This is a genomic window from Maribacter arenosus (genome assembly GCF_014610845.1).
Taxonomy (GTDB): Bacteria; Bacteroidota; Bacteroidia; order Flavobacteriales; family Flavobacteriaceae; genus Maribacter_A; species Maribacter_A arenosus.
The window spans coordinates 32,259-55,463 of record NZ_JABTCG010000009.1 but is presented as its reverse complement, the minus strand read 5'-3'; the positions used below and the strand labels follow the sequence as shown (position 1 = coordinate 55,463).

Here is a 23,205-nt window from a genome sequence, read left to right as displayed (position 1 = left end):
TAGCCGAAGGCAACAGCGGAGAGGTACTCACAACCGATGGGGCGGGAAATGTGGTCTGGTCCGCCGCAACGGCAGGTGCGGTAGGCAGTGACGGCCTTACAATCACAGGAGACGGGACAACGGGCAACGAGCTTCAGGTAGCCAATGGCGGGGTAAATACCCTGCAACTTGCGGATGGTTCGATTATAGGTGGTATTGGAGGAAGTATTGCAGATAATACCATTACTGCTGCTGATTTAGCTCCTAATTCAGTGGATCAATCGGAATTACAGGCAGATTCAGTCGGTGAATCAGAATTAATAGCTGAATCAGTTACACCAGCTAAAATACAACCTGGAGGTGCGAATCAAATATTACGAACTAATGGTACGGGGACATTAGTTACATGGGTAGACCTTCCCCTTGGTGGCGGAACGACCGAACTCGCTGACCAGGCAACTATTACGGGGGATGGTACGTCAGGAAATGAATTCAAAGTGGCCGATGGAGGAATTAACTCAGCTCAATTAGCTACGGACGCTGTTACATCCATAAAAATATTAAATGAAAATGTGACCCCAGCAAAAATTAGCCCTCATACCATTAATGGATATGTCTTGACTACAGTGGGTGGCGCAGTCGCATGGCAACCTGTTCCTACTAATACCGGTCCTGTTAAAGGCATTGGAAAAGTAAACAGTGGAGGTGGTAATTTAGCTGCTGGAACCACAGGGTTGTTATTATCCCCAATTTCAAATCCATCTTTAGGACAATATGTAGTTTCATTAAATGGTGGTTTTGTTTCAGGCTCAAATTACATAATTCAGCTCACCGTTCAAGGAGACAATAGAATTTATGTTGTTTCACAAGGTTCAAATACGTTTACAGTTCAAATAGTAGATGGTACTGGTGTACCTGCAAATGCTATTTGGCATTTTACACTCTTACAATAAGCAAATGAAATATATTTTCATCCTTATATCGTTATTAATAGGTTTGGTAACACATGCCCAAACCGCCCTGTATAACAGTGGGAACATCCGGATCCATAACCAAGGGCAATTGGGCTTTCATACCGATCTGATCAACGATGCCGCCTTTGATGAAAATGTGGGCCTGGCCGGGTTTTATGGCACTGCCTTACTGAATGTATCAGGGGCCTTTGCCCCTACCTTTTTCGATGTAGAGATCGTTAACGACCTGGGGGTGTTTTTACAGACCGGCGTCAATAGCGGCAACAATACCAATTTTATCCTTGGCGATTTCTTGACCCCAAAGGACCAATCGGGGTCCTACTTCAATTTTTTACAAAATGCGTTTTATACGGGGGAAAGCGATCTCTCCAAGGTCGATGGGTATGCCGCCGTGACCCAACAACAAAATGTGACCTTTCCCATAGGCGATACCCAACAATTACGGCCCTTGATATTGAACTCTTCGGGTGTTAACCCCTTGGCCAAATGTGCCTATTTTTATGAGAATCCGGGTAGTCCGTCTTCCTTAGAGGTCACTTTTAGTCCGGCCATAAGAGCGAGGGACTTGGGGGCTGTGAGTGCCACGGAATTTTGGCGGCTAGAGGGGAGTGTCCCTTCAACCATCAGCATCAGTTGGAACGAACGCAGTGCTATCGCCTCACTTACCGATGATGTCGCAACGATTATGGTGGTAGGTTGGAGCAAAGCCTCCCGGCAATGGACACCCTTAGGGGGTACGGTGGCCGTTGGGGACCTGTCTACTGGATTTGTGGCTTCTGAAAGTTTTGTCCCCGATGATTATGAGGCCCTTACGTTTGGGACTATGGACGTACCCGCCGATTTCCTGACCTTGGAAAATTACCTGGTTACGGCCAATGGGGATGGCATCAACGATGTGCTTATAATTCCCGAATTGCTGGAACTCTCCCCGAACAACCATCTAAAAATCTACAACCGATTTGGGTCTCTTGTTTTTGAGCAACAGAATTATACGGATCAGTTTAACGGCTTCGCCAATGTAGATAATTTTGTAATCGATCGACAACAAGGATTACCCGCCGATGTGTACTTCTACATCGTAACTATGGACGATTTGGACTTGGATTTCCAAGGGTTTTTGTATTTAACGCGTTAATTTGTAGTCTTTATCTTCCTTATTTTTTATTTTAATTCCTCGATGAAATACCCATAAAATCGGTGAACACCCCCTTTTTAATACCATAATTGAATATTTGTAACAACAACATTACCGTCTTATACATACTTTTCTTACGTCTTTGCAACAATAAATATTACAAATAACTTCTTTAGACTAGTTTTCCGGTTGGAACCAACCAGTTAAATCCCCAAAAATGAGTTTTAAGAAACTTAGCATAATACTCTTATTATTATGTGCGAACTACGCGATTGGCCAGCTAAAAGTTGGCGATAGTCCAAATGAAATAGATAAATCATCCCTTCTCGAGCTTGAAAGTCGGGATAAAGTCTTTGTGTTATCCCGGGTGAATACGGCCTTAATGCAAAAAATAAAGCCATTGGCCGGCGCTTTGATCTATAATACAGATACCTTTTGCGTCTACCACTATGATGGTAAAAAATGGAATAGTCTCTGCAAGAGTTCCAATGACGGGAGTCTTTCTTTTGTAGATAATGGCAATGGCACATTCACCATACGCAATGCAGATGGTACTACGTTCACCTCCAGTGCCCCTTCGGAACAAGGTGGGGTAGTAGACGCTACCGGTGCAATAGGACCGCAAGGGATTCAAGGTGAAAAGGGAGACAAAGGAGATACCGGTGAGGCAGGACCTCAAGGCGAACAAGGACCAAAAGGGGATACAGGTCCTCAAGGAGAAGAAGGACCACAAGGACTAGCTGGAGCAGATGGTGCTGACGGTGCTACCGGACCGCAAGGTGAGGCTGGACCCCGGGGAATTCCGGGAGAAACTGGTCCACGAGGAATACAAGGGGAAAAGGGTGATAAAGGGGATAAAGGGGATACTGGCGAGCAAGGAATTCAAGGTCTAAAAGGTGACAAAGGGGATACTGGTGAAAAGGGTGAGAAAGGAGAGCAAGGTATCCAAGGAATTCCAGGGCCTCCTGGAGCCGTAACTGAAATAGTCAGTAAGGCCGTACAAGGCATAAAAGGCGACACCGGAGAAAAAGGCGACCAAGGAGAAACTGGTCCGCAAGGTATACAAGGTGAAAAGGGAGACAAAGGAGATACCGGTGAGGCAGGACCTCAAGGCGAACAAGGACCAAAAGGGGATTCAGGTCCTCAAGGAGAAGAAGGACCACAAGGACTAGCTGGAGCAGATGGTGCTGACGGTGCTACCGGACCTCAAGGTGAGGCTGGCCCACAAGGCGAGGTTGGACCACAGGGTATTCAAGGTGAGGTTGGACCTCAGGGCATACAAGGAGAAACTGGTGCAATCGGCCCCAAAGGAGAAACCGGGGATACCGGAGCTACAGGAGCAACTGGCGCTATTGGAGAAACTGGACCTCAAGGAATACAAGGCGAAGTCGGTCCAGAAGGACCACAAGGTGAGGTCGGACCGCAAGGAATAGCTGGAGCAGATGGTGCTGACGGTGCGACCGGACCCCAAGGAGAAGTTGGACCTCAAGGAATACAAGGCGAAGTCGGTCCAGAAGGACCACAAGGTGAGGTCGGACCGCAAGGAGAAAAGGGAGATAAAGGAGCAGCGGGAACGAATGGAGTCGATGGTGCCGACGGAGCGACCGGACCCCAAGGAGAAGTTGGACCTCAAGGAATACAAGGCGAAGTCGGTCCACAAGGCATCCAAGGTGAAAAGGGAGATACTGGTGAAACAGGAGCAACTGGACCTCAAGGAATACAGGGCGAGGTCGGTTTACAAGGCATCCAAGGTGAAAAAGGAGATAAAGGTGACCAAGGCGAAACAGGAGCAATCGGACCTCAGGGAATTCAAGGCGAAACAGGGGCCCAAGGAGAGATCGGACCTCAAGGCTTCCAAGGTGAAAAAGGGGCCCAAGGAGAAACTGGTCCACAAGGAATACAAGGCGAAGTCGGCCCAGAAGGACCACAAGGAATAGCTGGAGCAGATGGTGCTGACGGTGCTACCGGACCGCAAGGAATTCAGGGAGAAGTCGGTTCGCAAGGAGAGGTTGGACCCCAGGGCATACAAGGAGAGGCCGGACCACAGGGAATTCAAGGCGAAGCTGGTCCACAAGGAAAAGTAGGACCTCAGGGTGAAAAAGGAACTACCGGTGAGACAGGTCCGCAAGGTGAAGTAGGTCCACAAGGAGAAAAAGGGGATACAGGTGAAGTCGGACCGCAAGGAATTCAGGGAGAAGTCGGTCCGCAAGGAGAAGTTGGACCACAGGGTGAAAAAGGAGATGCAGGTGAAACCGGAGCTACAGGAGCACAGGGGATCCAGGGAGAAACAGGTCCACAAGGCATCCAAGGTGAAGTCGGCCCGCAAGGATTAGCTGGTGCAAATGGTACTGACGGTGCAACCGGCCTGCAAGGCGAAGTTGGTCCTCAAGGACCACAAGGTGAGGTCGGACCTCAAGGTGAAAAAGGCGATACCGGAGCAACTGGAGTTGAAGGACCTCAGGGAATACAAGGTGAAAAAGGGGATACTGGTGAAAAAGGTGATACCGGTGCAACCGGACCTCAAGGCATCCAAGGTGAAAAAGGGGCCCAAGGAGAAGTTGGACCTCAAGGTTTAAAAGGTGAGAAAGGAGACAAAGGAGATACAGGTGAAGTCGGACCGCAAGGAATACAAGGGGAAGCCGGTCCGCAAGGCCTCAAAGGTGACACTGGGGACAAAGGGGACCAAGGGGATACCGGAGCAACTGGTCCACAAGGCATCCAAGGTGAAAAGGGAGATACTGGTGCAACTGGCGTACAAGGAATTCAGGGCGAAGTCGGTCCAGAAGGACCACAAGGTGAGGTTGGACCGCAAGGAGAAACAGGTGAAAAAGGAAATACTGGTGAGACTGGACCAAAAGGAGATACAGGTGAAGCCGGTCCACAAGGCCTAAAAGGGGATACTGGGGAAAAAGGAGACCAAGGGGATACCGGAGCAACTGGACCAAAAGGGGAACAAGGAGTAACCGGGGATACCGGAGCAACCGGACCCCAAGGAGAAGTTGGTCCAGAAGGACCACAAGGTCTGGCTGGAGCAAATGGTACTGACGGTGCAACCGGCCCGCAAGGTGAGATTGGACCGCAAGGTGAAAAAGGTGACAAAGGAGACAAAGGAGACAAAGGCGAAAAGGGCGATAAAGGCGATCAGGGTGAAACAGGGCCTGCGGGAGTCGACATAACAAGTCAAAATCTTAGTTTCACGAATGGCAATGTTGGTGTTGGAACCACAACTCCTACTTCATCCTTACATATAGCAGGCTCCATTGCAGCGCCTATACGAAGAACCGACATCAGTACCACCGTAACCGAAAATGATTTTACCATTGTTATGACTGAAAAAAATCTTACAATAAACTTACCTGCCGCAGCGAATAATCCTGGAAGGCTCTATATTTTGAAAAATATTAGCAAGGGTAATAATGCAACGAACATAGATTATATATGCAATAAAGGCATGCTTCAAAATTCTTTGAATAAAAATAAGGTGATTTGGCTTCAGAGTGATGGTTTTGACTGGCAGCAAATAAACATACAACACTAAAAGATGCAAAAAGGATTGTTTATACTACTTTTTTTGTTGGGTCAAAGCCTAATAGGTCAGGCGGTGCATAACTATGGCAACCTACAACTTCATAATAAAGGTTTGGTAGGCTTTCATACAGGCTTTATCAATGATGGTAGCTTTGATAATAATTTAGGATTGATAGGATTTTATCATAGCGAGGAAAGTCTATCTATATCGGGGTCTTTCAGTCCAACTTTTTATGACTTTGAAACGGCTGTAGAAGGCGATTTGTATTTGGAAGTTCCATTAATTATTGACAATTCCCTAAATTTTATTTATGGGAATATCACATCGGCTAGAAATAATAAAAATATCTACACTAAAATATCAGAAAATGCATTTTATGAAGGTGCTGTGGATATGGCCAAAATCGATGGTCATGCCGCTGTCGAAGGACAGAAAATATTCAGTTTCCCAGTTGGCAATGGGAATCTAATAAGACCATTGTTACTTGAGTTTATTGATGGCCCTTTCTTGGCCAAATGTGAATACTTTCGTGAAAATCCTGATTTTCCAGAGAGTTTCACCACTGGTTTTGACATTAATCGAAAGGATGCTGAATTGAGCTCCATTCATACCCAGGAATTTTGGAATGTGACGACTTCTGGCATGATTCAAATAACCCTAAACTGGAGTCCGGATTGCAACTTAGGATCTACTGTAGAAGCGATTGAACACATAGCGGTAGCGGGGTGGGACAAAAAAAATGAACAATGGACCAATTTGGGGAGTTTTAAATCTGAAGGGGAAATCGACCAGGGCTGGGTAACATCAAATACATTCAATGCCAATGACTATGAAATCTTTACTTTCGGTTTCTTGTTTAATTTAAAAAATAGAGATTCAGGCAATTATGCCCTTACCCCAAACGGGGATGGTGCAAACGATTTTTTTATATTAAAAATAGTTGAAGAATACCCTACTAATAATCTTATGATCTTTAATAGGGAGGGTCAGCTTGTCTATGAAAAAACAGATTATCAAAATGAATTCAATGGGATCGGGAACAAAAAAATCATCCAAAAAGGACAACATTTACCAGAAGGGGTTTATTTCTATATTCTTGAAATAAAAGCGCATAATTTAAAATATCAAGGATATATCTACCTCGCGAAATAACATTCTGGAAGTCACCATGGTTTACATATGAACCTATCCATATTGCTAAATTTTCGTAGGTTGTATTATGATTATTATTGCGATTACCTATAATTAAGTCTTCCAAGGAATCAGAATTTTCTTTCTTAAAAAGAGAGTTTAGGAGTAGTATATTCAAGATTTTACCCACAGTTGTTCCGCCGTGACCATTAGTTAAACTGCACGTTTTATAGGTGAATCGTGTCGCTTTATGAGTTTCACCACATTGTGTTGTCCATACACAACAATTTCTTAGGTAAAAGCTAGGCATCGGTTATTTTTACGGGAAAGTAGCTTAGTACACCCAAGACTTAACCTATGAATTTAAGTAAAACAATCTTTGCGTTGCTCATTTTTTCTGCAACAATGGTAACTGCCCAAGTAAAAATTGGTGAGAACCCTAGTACGATAAATGCGAGATCGATCATAGAGTTGGAAAGTACCACCAAAGCATTGGTGCTGACCCGTTTATCAACCTCCCAAATGCAAAACATAACCCCTTTACATGGGGCGATGGTTTACAACACCGATACCCAATGCATCCATTATTTTAATGGGTCGCAATGGAATAATCTTTGTAATAATTCCGCTTCTGGAAGCGCATCAGTGGTTGATAATGGTAACGGAACCTACACGTTTACCAATGGAACTGTAAGTCCGATCACTTTCTATGGAGCTGCGGAAACCACCACGACCTTGATCAATAATCTTGATGGAACCTACACCTATACCAATGAAAATGGTGCACAAACCACTTTTAGTGCTGGTGGTGCCAATCAGAATTTAACGACAAATGGCACTTCGGGAAGTATCGGAATCGATGGGGGCAATACGATTACCTTGAATGTAGACGATGCGGATGCGGATGCGGGAAATGAAATACAGGATTTACAATATGCCGGTGGAATTATTTCTTTGACCAATGATCCAGATGCCACAACTATCGATCTTTCAGCATTCGATACGGACGCTACCGATGATTTTAGCGGTGACTTTACCGATTTGACCAACGTGCCTGTCAATTTGGATACGGATTCAACAGACGATTTCTCAGGAAGTTTCAATGACCTGTCCGACGTACCAGCGAACCTGGATACGGATTCCAGCGATGACTTCTCAGGAAGTTTTAATGATTTGAGTGATGTTCCAGCGAACCTGGATACGGACTCTACCGATGATTTCGATGGGGATTGGACCAGCTTGGCCAATAGGCCTGCCGGATTGGACGATGGCGATGACGATACACAACTGACCGATGCCCAGGTGGCAACGGCCGTAAGCAATGAGTTCCCGAATCTGGATACGGATGTGACCGATGATTTCAGTGGTGACTTTACCGATTTGACGAACGTACCAGCGAACCTGGATACGGATTCCACGGATGACTTCAGTGGCGACTTCACCGATTTGACCAATGTACCTGTGAATCTGGATACGGATTCCACGGACGATTTTTCAGGAAGTTTCAACGATTTGAGTGATATACCAGTGAACTTGGATACCGATTCCACGGATGATTTCGATGGCGATTGGACCAGCTTGGCCAATAGGCCTGCCGGATTGGACGACGGTGACGACGATACACAACTGACCGATGCTCAGGTGGCAACGGCCGTAAGCAATGAGTTCCCGAACCTCGATACCGATCTGACCGATGATTTCTCAGGAAGTTTCAATGACCTATCTGATGTTCCAGCGAACCTGGATACGGATTCAAGCGATGACTTCAGTGGCGACTTCAACGACTTGACCAATGTACCAGCGAATTTGGATACGGATTCTACCGATGATTTCGATGGGGATTGGACCAGCTTGGCCAATAGGCCTGCCGGCTTGGACGACGGTGACGACGATACACAACTGACCGATGTCCAGGTGGCAACGGCCGTAAACAACGAGTTCCCGAATTTGGACACCGATGTGACCGATGACTTTAGTGGCGACTTCACCGATTTGACCAACGTACCGGTTAATCTGGATACGGATTCCACCGATGATTTCGATGGGGAATGGACCAGCTTGGCCAATAGGCCTGCAGGATTGGACGATGGGGACGACGATACACAACTGACCGATGCCCAGGTGGCAACGGCCGTAAACAACGAGTTCCCGAATTTGGATACCGATTCCACCGATGATTTTGACGGGGATTGGACCAGCTTGGCCAATAGGCCTGCAGGATTGGACGATGGGGACGACGATACACAACTGACCGACGCCCAAGTGGCAACGGCCGTAAACAACGAGTTCCCGAATTTGGATACCGATGTGACAGATGACTTTAGCGGTGACTTTACCGACTTGACAAACGTACCTGCGAATTTGGATACGGATTCCACCGATGACTTCTCAGGAAGTTTTAATGATTTGAGTGATGTTCCAGCGAACCTAGATACGGACTCCTCCGATGATTTCGATGGCGATTGGACCAGCCTTACCAGCATTCCTGCGGATATTGCAGATGGTGACGACGATACCCAACTGACCGATGCCCAGGTGGCAACGGCCGTAAGCAATGAGTTCCCGAACCTCGATACCGATCTGACCGATGATTTCTCAGGAAGTTTCAATGACCTATCTGATGTTCCAGCGAACCTGGATACCGATTCCACGGATGATTTCAGTGGCGACTTCAACGATTTGACCAATGTACCTGTGAATCTGGATACGGATTCCACGGACGATTTTTCAGGAAGTTTCAATGACCTAGCCGACGTACCAGCGAATCTGGATACGGACTCAACCGATGATTTTGACGGCGATTGGACCAGCCTGGCCAATAGGCCTGCCGGATTGGACGACGGGGACGACGATACACAACTCACCGATGCCCAAGTGGCAACGGCCGTAAACAACGAATTCCCGAATCTGGATACCGATGTGACCGATGATTTCAGTGGTGACTTTACCGACTTGACCAACGTACCGGCGAATTTGGATACGGATTCCACGGATGACTTCAGTGGCGATTTCAACGACTTGACAAACGTGCCTGCCAATTTGGATACGGATTCAACCGATGATTTCGATGGGGATTGGACCAGCTTGGCCAATAGGCCTGCCGGATTGGACGATGGCGATGACGATACACAACTGACCGATGCCCAGGTGGCAACGGCCGTAAGCAATGAGTTCCCGAATCTGGATACGGATGTGACCGATGATTTCAGTGGTGACTTTACCGATTTGACGAACGTACCAGCGAACCTGGATACGGATTCCACGGATGACTTCAGTGGCGACTTCACCGATTTGACCAATATACCGGCTAACCTGGATACGGATTCCACGGATGACTTCAGTGGTGACTTTACCGACTTGACCAACGTACCAGCGAATCTGGATACCGATTCCACCGATGATTTCTCCGGAAGTTTCAACGATTTGAGTGATGTTCCAGTAAACCTGGACACGGATTCCACCGATGACTTCAGCGGCGACTTCAATGACTTGACAAACGTGCCTGCGAATTTGGATACGGATTCCACCGATGATTTCGATGGCGAATGGACCAGCTTGGCCAATAGGCCCGCCGGCTTGGACGATGGGGACGACGATACACAACTGACCGATGCCCAGGTGGCAACGGCCGTAAACAACGAGTTCCCGAATTTGGATACCGATGTGACAGATGACTTTAGTGGCGACTTCGCCGATTTGACCAACGTACCGGTTAATCTGGACACCGATTCCACCGATGATTTCGATGGGGAATGGACCAGCGTGGCCAATAGGCCCTCCGGCTTGGACGATGGGGACGACGATACACAACTGACCGACGCCCAAGTGGCAACGGCCGTAAACAACGAGTTCCCGAATTTGGATACCGATGTGACCGATGACTTTAGCGGTGACTTCACCGATTTGACCAATGTACCTGTGAATCTGGACACCGATTCCACCGATGATTTCGACGGGGAATGGACCAGCTTGGCCAATAGGCCTGCAGGATTGGACGATGGGGACGACGATACACAACTGACTGATGCCCAGGTGGCAACGGCCGTAAGCAACGAGTTCCCGAACTTGGATACCGATGTGACCGATGACTTCAGTGGTGACTTTACCGATTTGACGAACGTACCAGCGAATTTGGATACCGATTCAACAGACGATTTCTCAGGAAGTTTCAACGATTTGAGTGATGTGCCTGTGAACTTGGACACCGATTCAACCGATGATTTCGATGGGGAATGGACCAGCTTGGCCAATAGGCCTGCCGGTTTGGACGATGGTGACGACGATACACAACTGACCGATGCCCAGGTGGCAACGGCCGTAAGCAACGAATTCCCGAATTTGGATACCGATTCCACCGATGATTTCTCGGGGAGTTTCAATGACCTTTCCGACGTACCGGCGAATTTGGATACGGATTCCACCGATGATTTCGATGGCGATTGGACCAGCTTGGCCAATAGGCCTGCCGGATTGGACGATGGTGACGACGATACACAACTGACCGATGCCCAGGTGGCAACGGCGGTAAACAACGAATTCCCGAATTTGGATACCGATTCCACCGATGATTTCACAGGAAGTTTCAACGATTTGAGTGATGTTCCAGCGAACCTGGATACCGATTCCACCGATGATTTCGATGGGGAATGGACCAGCTTGGCCAATAGGCCTGCCGGATTGGACGATGGGGACGACGATACACAACTGACCGATGCCCAGGTGGCAACGGCAATCAGCAACGAGTTCCCGAATCTGGATACGGATGTGACCGATGACTTTAGCGGTGACTTCACCGATTTGACCAACGTACCGGTTAATCTGGATACGGACTCTACCGATGATTTCAGTGGCGACTTCAACGACTTGACCAATGTTCCAGCGAACCTGGATACCGATTCCACCGATGATTTCGATGGGGAATGGACCAGCTTGGCCAATAGGCCTGCCGGACTGGACGATGGGGACGACGATACACAACTGACCGATGCCCAGGTGGCGACGGCCGTAAACAACGAGTTCCCGAATTTGGATACCGATTCCACCGATGATTTCAGTGGTGACTTCAACGACTTGACCAACGTACCTGTGAATCTGGATACCGATTCCACTGATGACTTTAGCGGTGACTTCACGGATTTGACCAATTTACCGGTTAATCTGGACACGGATTCCACGGACGATTTCGACGGGGAATGGACCAGCCTGGCCAACATCCCAGCTGGCTTTGCCGACAATAATGATGATGTAGATGATGCCGATGCCAATATTGGCAATGAATCATTGACTGCAGCAGTACTGACCGGTACAAATTTAGTTATCACCGAGTCCGGTACGGATACCACGGTAGACCTTGCGGGCTTGCAGCACACAGGTACTTCGGGTTCCGTATTTTTTGCCGGTTCCGATGGAAAGCCAACGGAAAGTAATGGGCAATTATTTTGGGATAGCGCCAATAACAGATTAGGTGTTGGAACGAATTCCGGATTAACCAATAAAATGACGGTAAACGGCACCACTCGTACATCCGGATTAAACAACTCCGATGGTACTGCGGGTCTTCCCTCTTATCGATTTTCTGCAGATAGTAATACTGGGATGTACAGAAGTGCGGCAGACGAATTGGCATTTTCAGTAGGTGGAAGCCAAGAATTACAAATTACAACTTCATCCGTTCTGGTAAATGGCGCTACCGCCTTCAATAACCACCCATTAGTAATTAGAGCAAATGGTGTGGATGTATTGGCTTTTCAAGATAATACAGGATCTCCAAAATGGCATTGGAACTTGTTATCGGGTGGGCTTAACTTTGTGGAATCCGGAGTAGCGGATTATCGGTTATTCTTGGAAAATGGTGGCCAAGTAGGTGTCAATACTAATACTCCTTCTGAACAGCTCGATGTAAATGGCAACGCCAGAATAAGAACATTGAGCACGGCTGCAAATACCGATGATATACTCGCGGTAGATGCCACAGGTGTTCTGCAACGATCTAAAATCAATTATGGTGGCCGATGGACGAATACGAATACCACAACCAATTTAAATGTCAACAATACGGTTGCCCCTCTATTTGGAACCGAAGACTACAAAGATGACGGAACCAATCTTTACCAAGTAAGCGGAAATACCTTAATTGTAAAAGAATCTGGCAGATATGATATTAGGGCCAATTTGTCCTTATATAGTGCTTCAGCAAGGGCTAATACAAACGCCCGAATTGCTGTTAATGGCACAGCCATTGGAGCTTTGGCCGCATCAGGTTATATTAGAAACGCAAGTGGCCATAACCAATCAAGCATTCATATAAGTGAAATCTTAAGCTTGAATGCCAATGATGTCGTAACCATAGTTACCTACAGGGAAGCTAATTCCGGTACAGTGCGTTTCAATGGTTCTGGGGAATCCAGTTTTGTAATCAACAAATTAAGATAGGGGTATGCAAATGAAATATTTAATAGTATCCTTTTGTTTATACTCCAGCGTTTTCGCACAAGATGCTGTCCACAACTTTGGTGATATGCAAATACATGGTTCCACAATGATGGGTTTTCATATAGATTTGATCAATGATGGCGCTTTTGACCAAAATTCAGGGTTAGTAGGGTTTTATGGGTTTGATAAATCGATTATGGTTTCCGGAACAAATATTCCAGTATTCTACGATGCGGAAATCTCCGTGGACAACGGTTTGTATCTGTACACCCCAATAGATGTGACCAACAACGTAAACCTCGTTATAGGTGATGTGATAACACCAAGAATCAATACGGATGTATTTACCAATTTCATGGAAAATGCCTTCTATGTTGGTGAAAATGATGTCTCACTTATTGACGGATATGCCGCCTTTACCAACAAGTACAATTTTACATTCCCTGTAGGCGATGATGAAAGGCTTAGACCTTTAGGGATACGTTCTGAAATAATTGACCCACTGGTCAAGTGTGCATATTTTTACGAAAATCCCAATGCACCTTCTGTTTTCGGAAAAAGTTTTGAAACCAAGAAAATAGCTTCTGAATATATGTCGGTAAGCGAAAAAGAATATTGGCATTTAGAAGGAGGGGTATTGACCTCGGTTACCCTTACATGGGATGAATTAAGTAATATTGGGGCATTGGCCGAATTTATTGGTGACCTTAAGGTGGTTGGGTGGCATAAGGATCAGCAATCATGGGTAAACCTTGGCAATACTAATGTTGAAGGTGGACTTATGCGTGGGTCAGTAACATCCGAACCCTTTATTCCTAATGATTATGAAATAATTACGCTCGGCGGAAATGCTGATAAGGTTGAACAATTTGAAACTTTAGAACTAGACAATTATTTTATGACCCCTAATGGGGATGGCAAAAACGATTTTCTGGTCCTCGATGGCATTGAAAAATCACCCAACAATTCCATACAAATATTCAACAGGTATGGGGTATTGGTCTATTCAAAAGATAACTACAAAAATGAGTTCGATGGCACCTCGAATAGAAATATGGTGGTTGCACGCGGTTCCGGATTGGCCACTGGTATTTATTTCTATATCATTACCATGCATGATCTACAACAGCGCCATCAAGGATACCTCTATCTATCCTTGACCCAATAATCCTTATTGGCGTATACCATGAGCGTAAGGCTTTAAAGCATTTCTAGGACTTGGTAAGAACAAGAATATTTGTTTAATTTTATTCCGCAGAAATGTGGGTGATTCCCAATGATGGGTTGCGTGTATCGCACCCTTTTTATATTGTTACTGGCAATACGAAATTCCAAAGTGGTATTGTGGCAGCATTTTTGTTGTTACCTTGCGACAAACCATAGGGTTTAAATCAAAAAATAAGCATGAAAAGAAGAACATTCATAAAAAAGAGCAGCACAATAGGAATCGCATTGTCGATTACCCCATCATTTGCTTTTGCAAATGAAATTGAATATTCGGTATTGGAATTAATGGGCAAGGAAGACATTGCGCTTTATGGTGAAGGAATACAACTTAGAAAGGAAGCCCATGATGCTTTTTTGGCTATGAAAAGAGCTGCATATAGTGACGGTATAGATCTTAAAATAGTTTCGAGTTATCGCAATTTCGAACGACAGGAATTGATCTGGGAAAGAAAGTACTTGAAATACACCGAGGATGACGGTTTAGAACCCCTTGCTGCTATTGATAAGATCATAGAATATTCCACCATCCCGGGCACAAGCAGACATCATTGGGGCACAGACATCGATATCATTGACGGGTATCGAAAGACCAGTGGCGATGTCCTGGTTCCTGAAAAATTCGAACCGGGAGGACCTTTTGAGGATTTTAAGAAATGGATGGATGGGAATTCCCGTAAATTCGACTTCCATTTAGTTTATACCGATGACCCCAAACGAAGAGGTTTTAAATATGAGCCTTGGCATTATAGCTATGCCCCTATTTCAATTCCCATGCTAACTGCATATCGTAAATTGAATATCGTTCAATTGCTCAGAAATGAAGAATTTTATGGTAGTGAACACTTTACCACAGGGTTTATAAAGAATTATGTGAGAAATAATATTTTGGACATAAATACAGCGCTTTTATAAGTCTTTTTGTACATTGTGTCAACACTGAACAGCACAAACTATGAGAAGAGGCAATTGGAAAATTAGAATTTTTATTGGCTTGGCCATTGTGGGTTTTGCCCTAATTCAAAGATGCAACAATAAAGAAGAAAACCCGTATACCGGTAGGGTCCAAAACATTAATATGACTTCCGAGCAGGAAATTGCCATAGGCCTGCAAAGTGCCCCAGAAATTGCGCAGCAACATGGGGGATTGTATCCAGATGAAAGGCTCCAGTCATTCGTTGATTATGTGGGCAAAAAGTTGGTCGACAATAGCATTGCCCGAGAAACCCCCTATAAATATGATTTTCACTTATTGGCCGATGATCAAACCATAAATGCCTTTGCATTACCAGGCGGGCAAGTCTTTATTACCTATGCCCTATTTTCCCAATTGAACGAAGCCCAATTGGCAGGGGTATTGGGACATGAAATAGGTCATGTAATCGGCAGGCATTCCGCGGAGCGTATCGCTGACAGTCAATTTTGGCAAACCGTTACCATGGGAGCGACAGTTGGGGCCGATGCTGGTGGAATAGTGAGTAGTATAGGTCAAAATACCCTTTTAACAAATGGTCGTGGAGATGAGTTGGAAAGTGATGAACTCGGTGTGTTATTTATGGTCAATTCCAATTATAATCCTAATGAAATGATCGAGGTGATGAAAATCTTAAAAGCTGCTGCTGGACCTAATCGCGTACCTGAGTTTCAAAGTACCCATCCCGATCCAGAGAACCGTATTGAAAAAATCAAGGAAGCAATTGCAAAATATGGGGGATGATTATTTCTAGAATTAACATAAAACATATTGAATTTTACTTTATTTTACTATCTTTGATTTTCTACCAAATCTTTTAATTGCCTCAGATTTAACCCTTATAGCTTTGATTTACAATCATTTAAACAAGACTATATGGGAACACTATTACATTTTAAAGACATTTACACAGAAGCCTTCGAGAATTGCAAACCAAATTTTGTAGTAATACTCTTAAAAGCCTATTCCGTTTTTTGCGTTTTAATGCTGACAATGGCATTTTATGCGTTTATTTATAGGGTAGCTACTGGCTTCGAATTTTAAATGGTTACGATTCACTCTTTTACTTGAACACTATTTGAAGTGAACAATTAAAAAAGGACCATTGCACTTAGTGCAATGGTCCTTTTTTTTGCGGTGACTTGTTTTAACTTTGCATGGCCGAGCTAATGATTTCCAAAGCCTCTTTGGCATTCGCTGATTTTGCAATTTCTGTAATTGTGTATCCACTATCACTTTTGATAGTAAGATCCGCACCGTTGTCTATCAATAATTTTAAGATTTCACCCTTGTTGTAGCGGGCGGCAAAAATGGCCGGGGTTTTTCCTAAAGATTTCCGATTAACATCCTCACCCAAGGAAATCAATTTTTTCACTAATTCAATATCCCCTTTGACTATAGCCTTACAAAGTGCACTGATTTCAGCCTTTTCAAAGGAGATGGGATTTACTTTTGAATAGTCAATTTGGTTTTGATTGTTTGCCAATACGGTGGTGCACACAAACATAAATGCCGTGGCAGCGATTAAAACTGTTCTTTTCATGATGATTGTTTTTTGTACAGGACAAAATCCGGTACTGATTGATGAATGATTTATAGTATTACTATAAATATAGACCTCGTTCCCAGATAAATGTTTCAGCATTAACTGTTAAATAACTAAATTTTAACACCCAACAATTTTCCAATTCTATTGAGAGCATTGGCATTGAAAGTAAAAAAAAGGCTCTTGTATAACTAGTTATACTAATCGTAACACCGTATTTTTGTAGTTTGAAATAAACACATCATGAACAAAAAAGTAATCTTAATGATTTTGGATGGATGGGGTAAATCCCCCGACCCAAAAGTTTCAGCAATTGACAATGCAAATACACCTTTTGTTGATTCGCTATATACCAAGTATCCCAATGCAAACTTGCTTACCGATGGGATGAACGTAGGGCTTCCCGAAGGTCAAATGGGCAATAGTGAAGTAGGGCATATGAACCTTGGGGCTGGTAGGATCGTTTATCAAGATCTGGCCAAAATAAACCTTGCCGTAAAAGAAAATACCTTAAAGGATGAAGCGGTATTACGGCAGGCTTTCGAATACGCCAAAGCAAACAATAAAGATGTCCATTTCTTAGGATTGGTCAGTAATGGGGGTGTTCATAGCCATACTGAACACTTAAAAGGTTTGATCAAGGCCGGGCAGGATTCCGGAGTCTTGAAAATGTATATCCACGCGTTCACCGATGGAAGGGATGTAGACCCTAAAAGCGGTAAGGGTTTCCTTGAGGATCTGACCCGATTCTGTTCGGATACAAATGCAAAATTGGCTAGCGTGATAGGAAGGTATTATGCTATGGATAGGGATAAACGATGGGATCGTGTAAAAAAAGCCTATGATGTGATGGTCAATAACGTTGGGAAAAAATCAACGGATATTGCCAAGGCTATGCAAGAAAGTTATGATAACAATATTACAGATGAGTTCATTGACCCAATTGTTATGACCGATAGTGCTGGTAATCCATTGGCACATATCAAGGAAAATGATGTAGTGATCTTTTTCAATTTTAGAACGGATCGTGGAAGGGAATTGACCCAGGTATTGAGCCAAGAGGATATGCATGAGTTGAATATGCATAAATTGATCCTGTACTATGTAACCCTTACGAATTATGATGATTCATACAACAATGTACACGTGGTATACGATAAGGAGAACATCAAGGAAACCTTGGGAGAGGTACTTTCGAAACATGGCAAAAAACAGATTCGAATTGCCGAGACCGAAAAATACCCCCATGTAACTTTCTTTTTCAATGGCGGTAGGGAAATACCTTTTGATGGGGAACAACGGATCCTTTGTCCGTCCCCAAAAGTTGCAACTTACGATCTAAAACCTGAAATGAGTGCCTATGAAATTAGGGATGCCATTATTCCTGAATTGAAGAAAGGTGAGGCCGATTTTGTTTGTCTTAATTTTGCCAATCCTGATATGGTGGGGCATACAGGCGATATGAATGCCGCGATAAAAGCCTGTGAAACAGTGGATAGCTGTGCCGAATCGGTTGTAACTGCAGGTTTGGAAAATGGGTATTCGACCATTCTTATTGCCGACCATGGTAATTGTGAAACCATGATCAACCCAGACGGGTCGCCAAACACCGCCCATACCACCAATCCTGTTCCTTTGGTTCTTATAGATAAAGATGTGAAAGTGATAAAAGATGGGGTATTAGGTGATATCGCCCCAACAATTTTAAAATTAATGGGCATACCACAGCCTGCATCGATGACCCAAAAACCTTTGGTTTAAAAACAACTCAGATTGTTTTACCTTTGCAAACTATGATAAAAATCAAAACTCCTGAAGAAATTGAACTAATGCGCGAAAGCGCATTGGTTGTTTCTAAGACCTTGGGCATGTTGGCTGCCGAAATAAAACCTGGGGTAAATGCCTTATTTCTAGATAAATTAGCCGAGGAATTTATTAGGGAACAGGGTGCGGAACCAGGGTTTTTGGGTATGTACGACTTCCCCAATACCCTGAATATGAGTCCAAACGCACAAGTGGTCCATGGTATTCCCACCAAAGAACCCCTAAAAGAAGGGGATATTATCTCTGTGGATTGCGGTGCCCTTAAAAACGGTTTTTATGGGGATCACGCCTATACGTTCGAAGTGGGTGAAGTAGCGCCTGAAACCCGAAAATTATTGAAAGTCGCCAAAGAATCGCTCTATTTGGGAATTCGGGAATTTAGGGTAGGCAAACGTGTCGGTGATGTTGCCTATGCCATTCAAAATCATTGTGAAAAACATGGCTATGGTATTGTTCGCGAATTGGTAGGCCATGGATTAGGAAGAAAATTACATGAAAGTCCTGAAATGCCCAATTATGGAAAACGTGGTAGGGGCAAGAAATTTGTGGAGGGCCTTGTGGTTGCCATTGAGCCCATGATCAACATGGGAACAAAAAACATAAAACAGCTTAAGGACGGCTGGACGATTTTGACTGCTGACGGAATGCCCAGTGCCCATTTTGAGCATAATGTGGCCATTGTAAACGGCAAACCCGAACTATTATCCACATTTCAATATATCTATAAGGCCTTGGGAATCGTAAGTAACGAAGAGGATGAATTTCGACAAAAGAAACTACAGCTATAGCATTGAAGTATGATTCCCGCTATGCAGGAACGGCAAAATGAAAAAACTTTTTAAATACTTCTTGAATGCAGTTCCGAGACCTTTGCTTATAAAATTAAGTTATTGGATCCGGCCTTTTTTAGCCTTATGGCTAAGGGGAAACAAATATACCGACCCCATTGATGGGAAACGGTTCAGGTCATTTTTACCTTACGGTTATGAAAATCCGAGGGAAAATGTGCTTTCCCCCTCTACCTTATCCTTGGAACGACATCGGTTATTATGGTTGTTTCTTCAACAAGAAACGGATTTATTCCGGTCTAACTTGAAAGTGTTACATTTTGCACCTGAACAGGCTTTTTATAAAAGATTCAGAAAGTTAAAAAATCTTGATTATACCACAACGGACCTGAATTCCCCTTTGTCGGATATTAAGGCGGACATTTGTAATTTGCCTTTTGAGGACAATACATACGATGTGATACTTTGCAACCATGTATTGGAGCATATACCTGATGACCAAAAGGCCATGCAGGAGTTATATCGCGTTCTTAAACCTGGTGGGTGGGGTGTTTTCCAAATTCCACAAGATCTGCAAAGGGAACGGACTTTTGAAGACGATAACATTATAGACCGTAAGGAACGTGCTAAAATATTCGGGCAATACGACCATGTTCGTATATATGGCAGGGATTACTTTGATAAACTTCGAAAAGCCGGGTTTGAAGTAGAGGAAGTTGATTTCACCCACAAACTTACCCAAGAAGAAATAAATAGGTACAGGTTGGCTGTAAACGAAATTATTCCCTTCGTTCGAAAATCCTAGTCCGCTACCAGTTTTTGAAATCCTGGGGTCATATATTCTTGCGTATGCCCTTCATCATCCAAATAAATTACATAAGCTTCCAATTCGTTATTTGCCGCCACTATTTCTTTGCACCGCTCCAATTCCATCGCCATAAAAGCCGTAGCATAGGCATCGGCCTTGGCACATGAATCGGCCAGTACGGTAACGCCCAAGGTACTCGCACTTTTAGTATAACCGGTTTTGGGATCTATAGTATGCACATACTTTTTACCTGTAATCGAATCAATCCTGAATTTGCGGTAATTTCCTGATGATGCCAAGGCCATATCCTTTAAATGGATCAAGATCTTCAATCTTCTCCCTTCCTCTACTTGCGGATCGTCAATACCTACGACCCATGGTTTCTGTTTTATCTGGTTCAACCCCTTGCCCACCAATTCCCCGCCTACTTCGAGCAGGTAATCTTCAATTCCTTTTTGATCCATCATTTTGGCCAATCGGTCTATGGCATATCCTTTGGCAATGGCATTGAAATCCAAATAAGTATTGGGGAATTGTTTTTGGATGCGGTATTCTGGCGTCAGACTTACCTTGTCCAAACCAACCCATTGCATAAGACTATCTACGGCTGTGCTATCCATATTTATTTTATTACCCGGACCAAACCCCCAGGCATTGACCATTATACCTACTGTTGGATCAAAATAACCATCGGTTTTGGCATTTATTTCCTTGGAAAGTGTAAATACCTCCCGAAACATGTGATCAACCATTACTTGGTCTTCCCCTTGATTGATTCTTGAAATATCGGAAGTCGGAATATAGGTTGACAAAGATTGGTTCACCACATTGAACACCGAGTCGATTTCGCGTTGAAAGTCCAGCTCTCGATCTGCCAAATAAATAATACTGTATGATGTTCCCAAAGCACCTCCCACATTGATATTCTTGATATATTTCTCCGGTGCCTTGCCACAGGAGGTAACGGCCATTGCTATTAAAATCAATACCCATTTATTGATTATCATATTTGACTTGGATATTGGGTAAAAAATCCCATATTTAAAATGATCAACATTACTGTATTTCGATAAGTCCTTCATAATCGACTATATATTCCTCATTTAAGTATACGGGTAAACTTGGGTCTGCGGCATTGTACAACCCCACCCCGGCATAGTAAATTCTACCCTCTTGACTATGAGCATGGTCTTTCATCTTTTTCATCAAATCAAGGTCATACTTTTTTGGGTCTTTTGGATAGACCACATTTCGCACTACAATAAAGTGCAATTGCTTATTCTTTAAGCAGACAAATTGGGGGTTCTTCTTGGGTTTGCTATTTACACCCATAAATTCATACCCCTCGGCTTCGAGCAATCTCCCAACGATGTTCATCGCCAAATTATGTAATTCTTGCGCTGTGAGGGGTTTCATTTCATCTAATTTCTAAGTCTAACTTCATTAATATCTGCTATACGTCCAAAAGGAGCCAAAAAAAACCGATAGGAAGGTATCGGTTTTTAATTATAATGTTTCTCTTACTACTGCCAAACAAAATTAGCACTAGGGGTTTATCCTCCAAAATCATCAAAGCGAATATGCTCATCGGGGATTCCAAAATCCTCACCCATTTTCTGTACGGCCTTATTCATTAATGGAGGGCCGCAGAAATACAACTCTATATCCTCTGGCGATTCGTGTTTACTCAAATAATTATCGATGACACAATTGTGTATAAACCCTACAAAACCGTCACCGGGAGCGTCTATATCAGCCTTAACCTTCCAATTGTCCTCTTCCATAGGTTCCGAAAGTGCCAAATAGAATTTGAAATTGGGGAATTCTTTCTCCAATTTATAAAAATGATCTAGATAGAACAATTCCCTTTTTGAACGCCCACCATACCAATAAGTCACTTTACGTTTTGTTTTCAGGGTTTTGAACAGATGGTACAAATGCGAACGCATGGGTGCCATACCGGCCCCTCCACCTACATACAACATTTCAGAATCGGATTCATTGATAAAGAACTCACCATAAGGGCCTGAAATAATCACCTTATCCCCTGGTTTTTGTGCAAAAATAAAAGATGACGCGACGCCAGGATTTACACTCATCCAACCATTTTTAGATCTATCCCATGGAGGAGTGGCAATACGTACATTCAACATAATCTCCCTACCTTCAGCCGGATAAGAAGCCATTGAATATGCCCTTTCTACGGTCTCAGGATTTTTCATAACCAAGGGCCAAAGATTGAATTTGTCCCATTCGGCCTGGAATTTATCAGGGGTCTCATGTTCTTCAGGATGTGCCGTAATATCTATATCCGAATATTTAATTTCACAAGGGGGGATCTCGATTTGTATATATCCACCGGCTTTATAATTCATATCCTCAGGAATCTCGACAACGAATTCCTTGATGAAGGAAGCCACGTTGTAATTACGTACAACGGTACCTTCCCATTTCTTGATTCCGAATACTTCCTCAGGAATGGTAATTTCCATATCCTGTTTAACTTTTACTTGACATGCCAACCGTGCACCTTCATTTAATTCCCTTTTCGAGAAATGTGGTGTTTCTGTGGGTAAGGCCTCACCGCCGCCCGATAATACGTGACACTCACATTGAATACAGGTACCCCCACCTCCGCATGCGGATGGTAGGAATATTTTTTGGTTTCCTAAAGTAGATAACAGGGAACCCCCTGAGCTCACTTCGACTTTCTTTTCACCATTTATGGTAATGGTTACTGGCCCTGAAGGTGAAAGTTTTTCCTTTGCAAACAATAAAAGGGCTACCAAAGCCAATAATAGAATGAGGAACGATAATACTGTAATTAAAATTGTTCCGCCGGTACTTGTAGCTAAAATCATT

The 23,205-nt window shown here is 43.9% G+C and carries 16 protein-coding genes; 12 read left to right on the top strand and 4 right to left on the bottom strand.

The features are described from left to right. From HPE63_RS17680 to HPE63_RS18620, 9 genes are all read left to right on the top strand, one after another. Positions 1 to 932, top strand: a 932-nt coding sequence (locus HPE63_RS17680) for a hypothetical protein (protein ID WP_223198213.1), incomplete at its 5' end; no start/stop codon positions are given. Positions 933 to 936: 4 nt separating this feature from the next. Then, a complete protein-coding gene (locus HPE63_RS17675) occupies positions 937 to 2,088 on the top strand; it encodes a gliding motility-associated C-terminal domain-containing protein (RefSeq protein ID WP_188315639.1) in 1,152 nt (383 codons plus the stop codon). 217 nt (positions 2,089 to 2,305) lie between these two features. Further along, the gene (locus tag HPE63_RS17670; RefSeq protein WP_188315638.1) at positions 2,306 to 5,626 is read left to right on the top strand and encodes a collagen-like domain-containing protein; all 3,321 of its coding nucleotides are present in this window, start codon (positions 2,306 to 2,308) and stop codon (positions 5,624 to 5,626) included. A gap of 3 nt (positions 5,627 to 5,629) precedes the next feature. Continuing rightward, positions 5,630 to 6,769, top strand: a complete 1,140-nt coding sequence (locus HPE63_RS17665; RefSeq protein WP_188315637.1) for a gliding motility-associated C-terminal domain-containing protein — start codon at positions 5,630 to 5,632, stop codon at positions 6,767 to 6,769. A gap of 336 nt (positions 6,770 to 7,105) precedes the next feature. Next, complete coding sequence (locus tag HPE63_RS17660; protein ID WP_188315636.1) at positions 7,106 to 13,180, top strand: hypothetical protein; 6,075 nt, start codon at positions 7,106 to 7,108, stop codon at positions 13,178 to 13,180. A 10-nt stretch (positions 13,181 to 13,190) separates the two neighbouring features. After that, positions 13,191 to 14,348, top strand: coding sequence for a gliding motility-associated C-terminal domain-containing protein (locus HPE63_RS17655; RefSeq protein WP_223198212.1), 1,158 nt, complete (start codon positions 13,191 to 13,193; stop codon positions 14,346 to 14,348). 236 nt (positions 14,349 to 14,584) lie between these two features. Next, positions 14,585 to 15,319, top strand: coding sequence for a M15 family metallopeptidase (locus HPE63_RS17650; protein ID WP_188315634.1), 735 nt, complete (start codon positions 14,585 to 14,587; stop codon positions 15,317 to 15,319). A gap of 40 nt (positions 15,320 to 15,359) precedes the next feature. Continuing rightward, positions 15,360 to 16,121, top strand: a complete 762-nt coding sequence (locus tag HPE63_RS17645; protein ID WP_188315633.1) for a M48 family metalloprotease — start codon at positions 15,360 to 15,362, stop codon at positions 16,119 to 16,121. Between the two features lie 132 nt (positions 16,122 to 16,253). Further along, positions 16,254 to 16,421, top strand: a complete 168-nt coding sequence (locus tag HPE63_RS18620) for a DUF6747 family protein (RefSeq protein ID WP_317172926.1) — start codon at positions 16,254 to 16,256, stop codon at positions 16,419 to 16,421. A 103-nt stretch (positions 16,422 to 16,524) separates the two neighbouring features. Here HPE63_RS18620 and HPE63_RS17640 read toward each other — a convergent pair whose 3' ends face one another. After that, positions 16,525 to 16,920: an ankyrin repeat domain-containing protein gene (locus tag HPE63_RS17640; RefSeq protein ID WP_223198211.1), complete on the bottom strand. Its 396-nt coding sequence runs from the start codon at positions 16,918 to 16,920 to the stop codon at positions 16,525 to 16,527. 246 nt (positions 16,921 to 17,166) lie between these two features. On the opposite strand from HPE63_RS17640, the gene gpmI reads away from it, so the two are divergent. The 3 genes from gpmI to HPE63_RS17625 are packed head-to-tail and all read left to right on the top strand — an operon-like array spanning position 17,167 to position 20,340. Further along, a complete protein-coding gene (gene gpmI / locus HPE63_RS17635) occupies positions 17,167 to 18,684 on the top strand; it encodes a 2,3-bisphosphoglycerate-independent phosphoglycerate mutase (RefSeq protein ID WP_188315631.1) in 1,518 nt (505 codons plus the stop codon). Positions 18,685 to 18,716: 32 nt separating this feature from the next. Continuing rightward, a complete protein-coding gene (map, locus tag HPE63_RS17630) occupies positions 18,717 to 19,535 on the top strand; it encodes a type I methionyl aminopeptidase (RefSeq protein ID WP_188315630.1) in 819 nt (272 codons plus the stop codon). A gap of 37 nt (positions 19,536 to 19,572) precedes the next feature. Next, the gene (locus HPE63_RS17625; RefSeq protein ID WP_188315629.1) at positions 19,573 to 20,340 is read left to right on the top strand and encodes a class I SAM-dependent methyltransferase; all 768 of its coding nucleotides are present in this window, start codon (positions 19,573 to 19,575) and stop codon (positions 20,338 to 20,340) included. Here HPE63_RS17625 and HPE63_RS17620 read toward each other — a convergent pair. The 3 genes from HPE63_RS17620 to nqrF all read right to left on the bottom strand — a co-directional run bounded on the left by HPE63_RS17620 (position 20,337) and on the right by nqrF (position 23,204). Then, the gene (locus HPE63_RS17620; RefSeq protein WP_188315628.1) at positions 20,337 to 21,350 is read right to left on the bottom strand and encodes an FAD:protein FMN transferase; all 1,014 of its coding nucleotides are present in this window, start codon (positions 21,348 to 21,350) and stop codon (positions 20,337 to 20,339) included. The two genes, HPE63_RS17625 and HPE63_RS17620, sit on opposite strands and share 4 nt — an antisense overlap. A 49-nt stretch (positions 21,351 to 21,399) precedes the next feature. Then, a complete protein-coding gene (locus tag HPE63_RS17615; RefSeq protein ID WP_188315627.1) occupies positions 21,400 to 21,759 on the bottom strand; it encodes a Na(+)-translocating NADH-quinone reductase subunit F in 360 nt (119 codons plus the stop codon). 137 nt (positions 21,760 to 21,896) lie between these two features. After that, positions 21,897 to 23,204, bottom strand: a complete 1,308-nt coding sequence (nqrF, locus tag HPE63_RS17610) for an NADH:ubiquinone reductase (Na(+)-transporting) subunit F (protein ID WP_188315626.1) — start codon at positions 23,202 to 23,204, stop codon at positions 21,897 to 21,899. Between the last annotated feature and the right edge of the window lies 1 nt (position 23,205).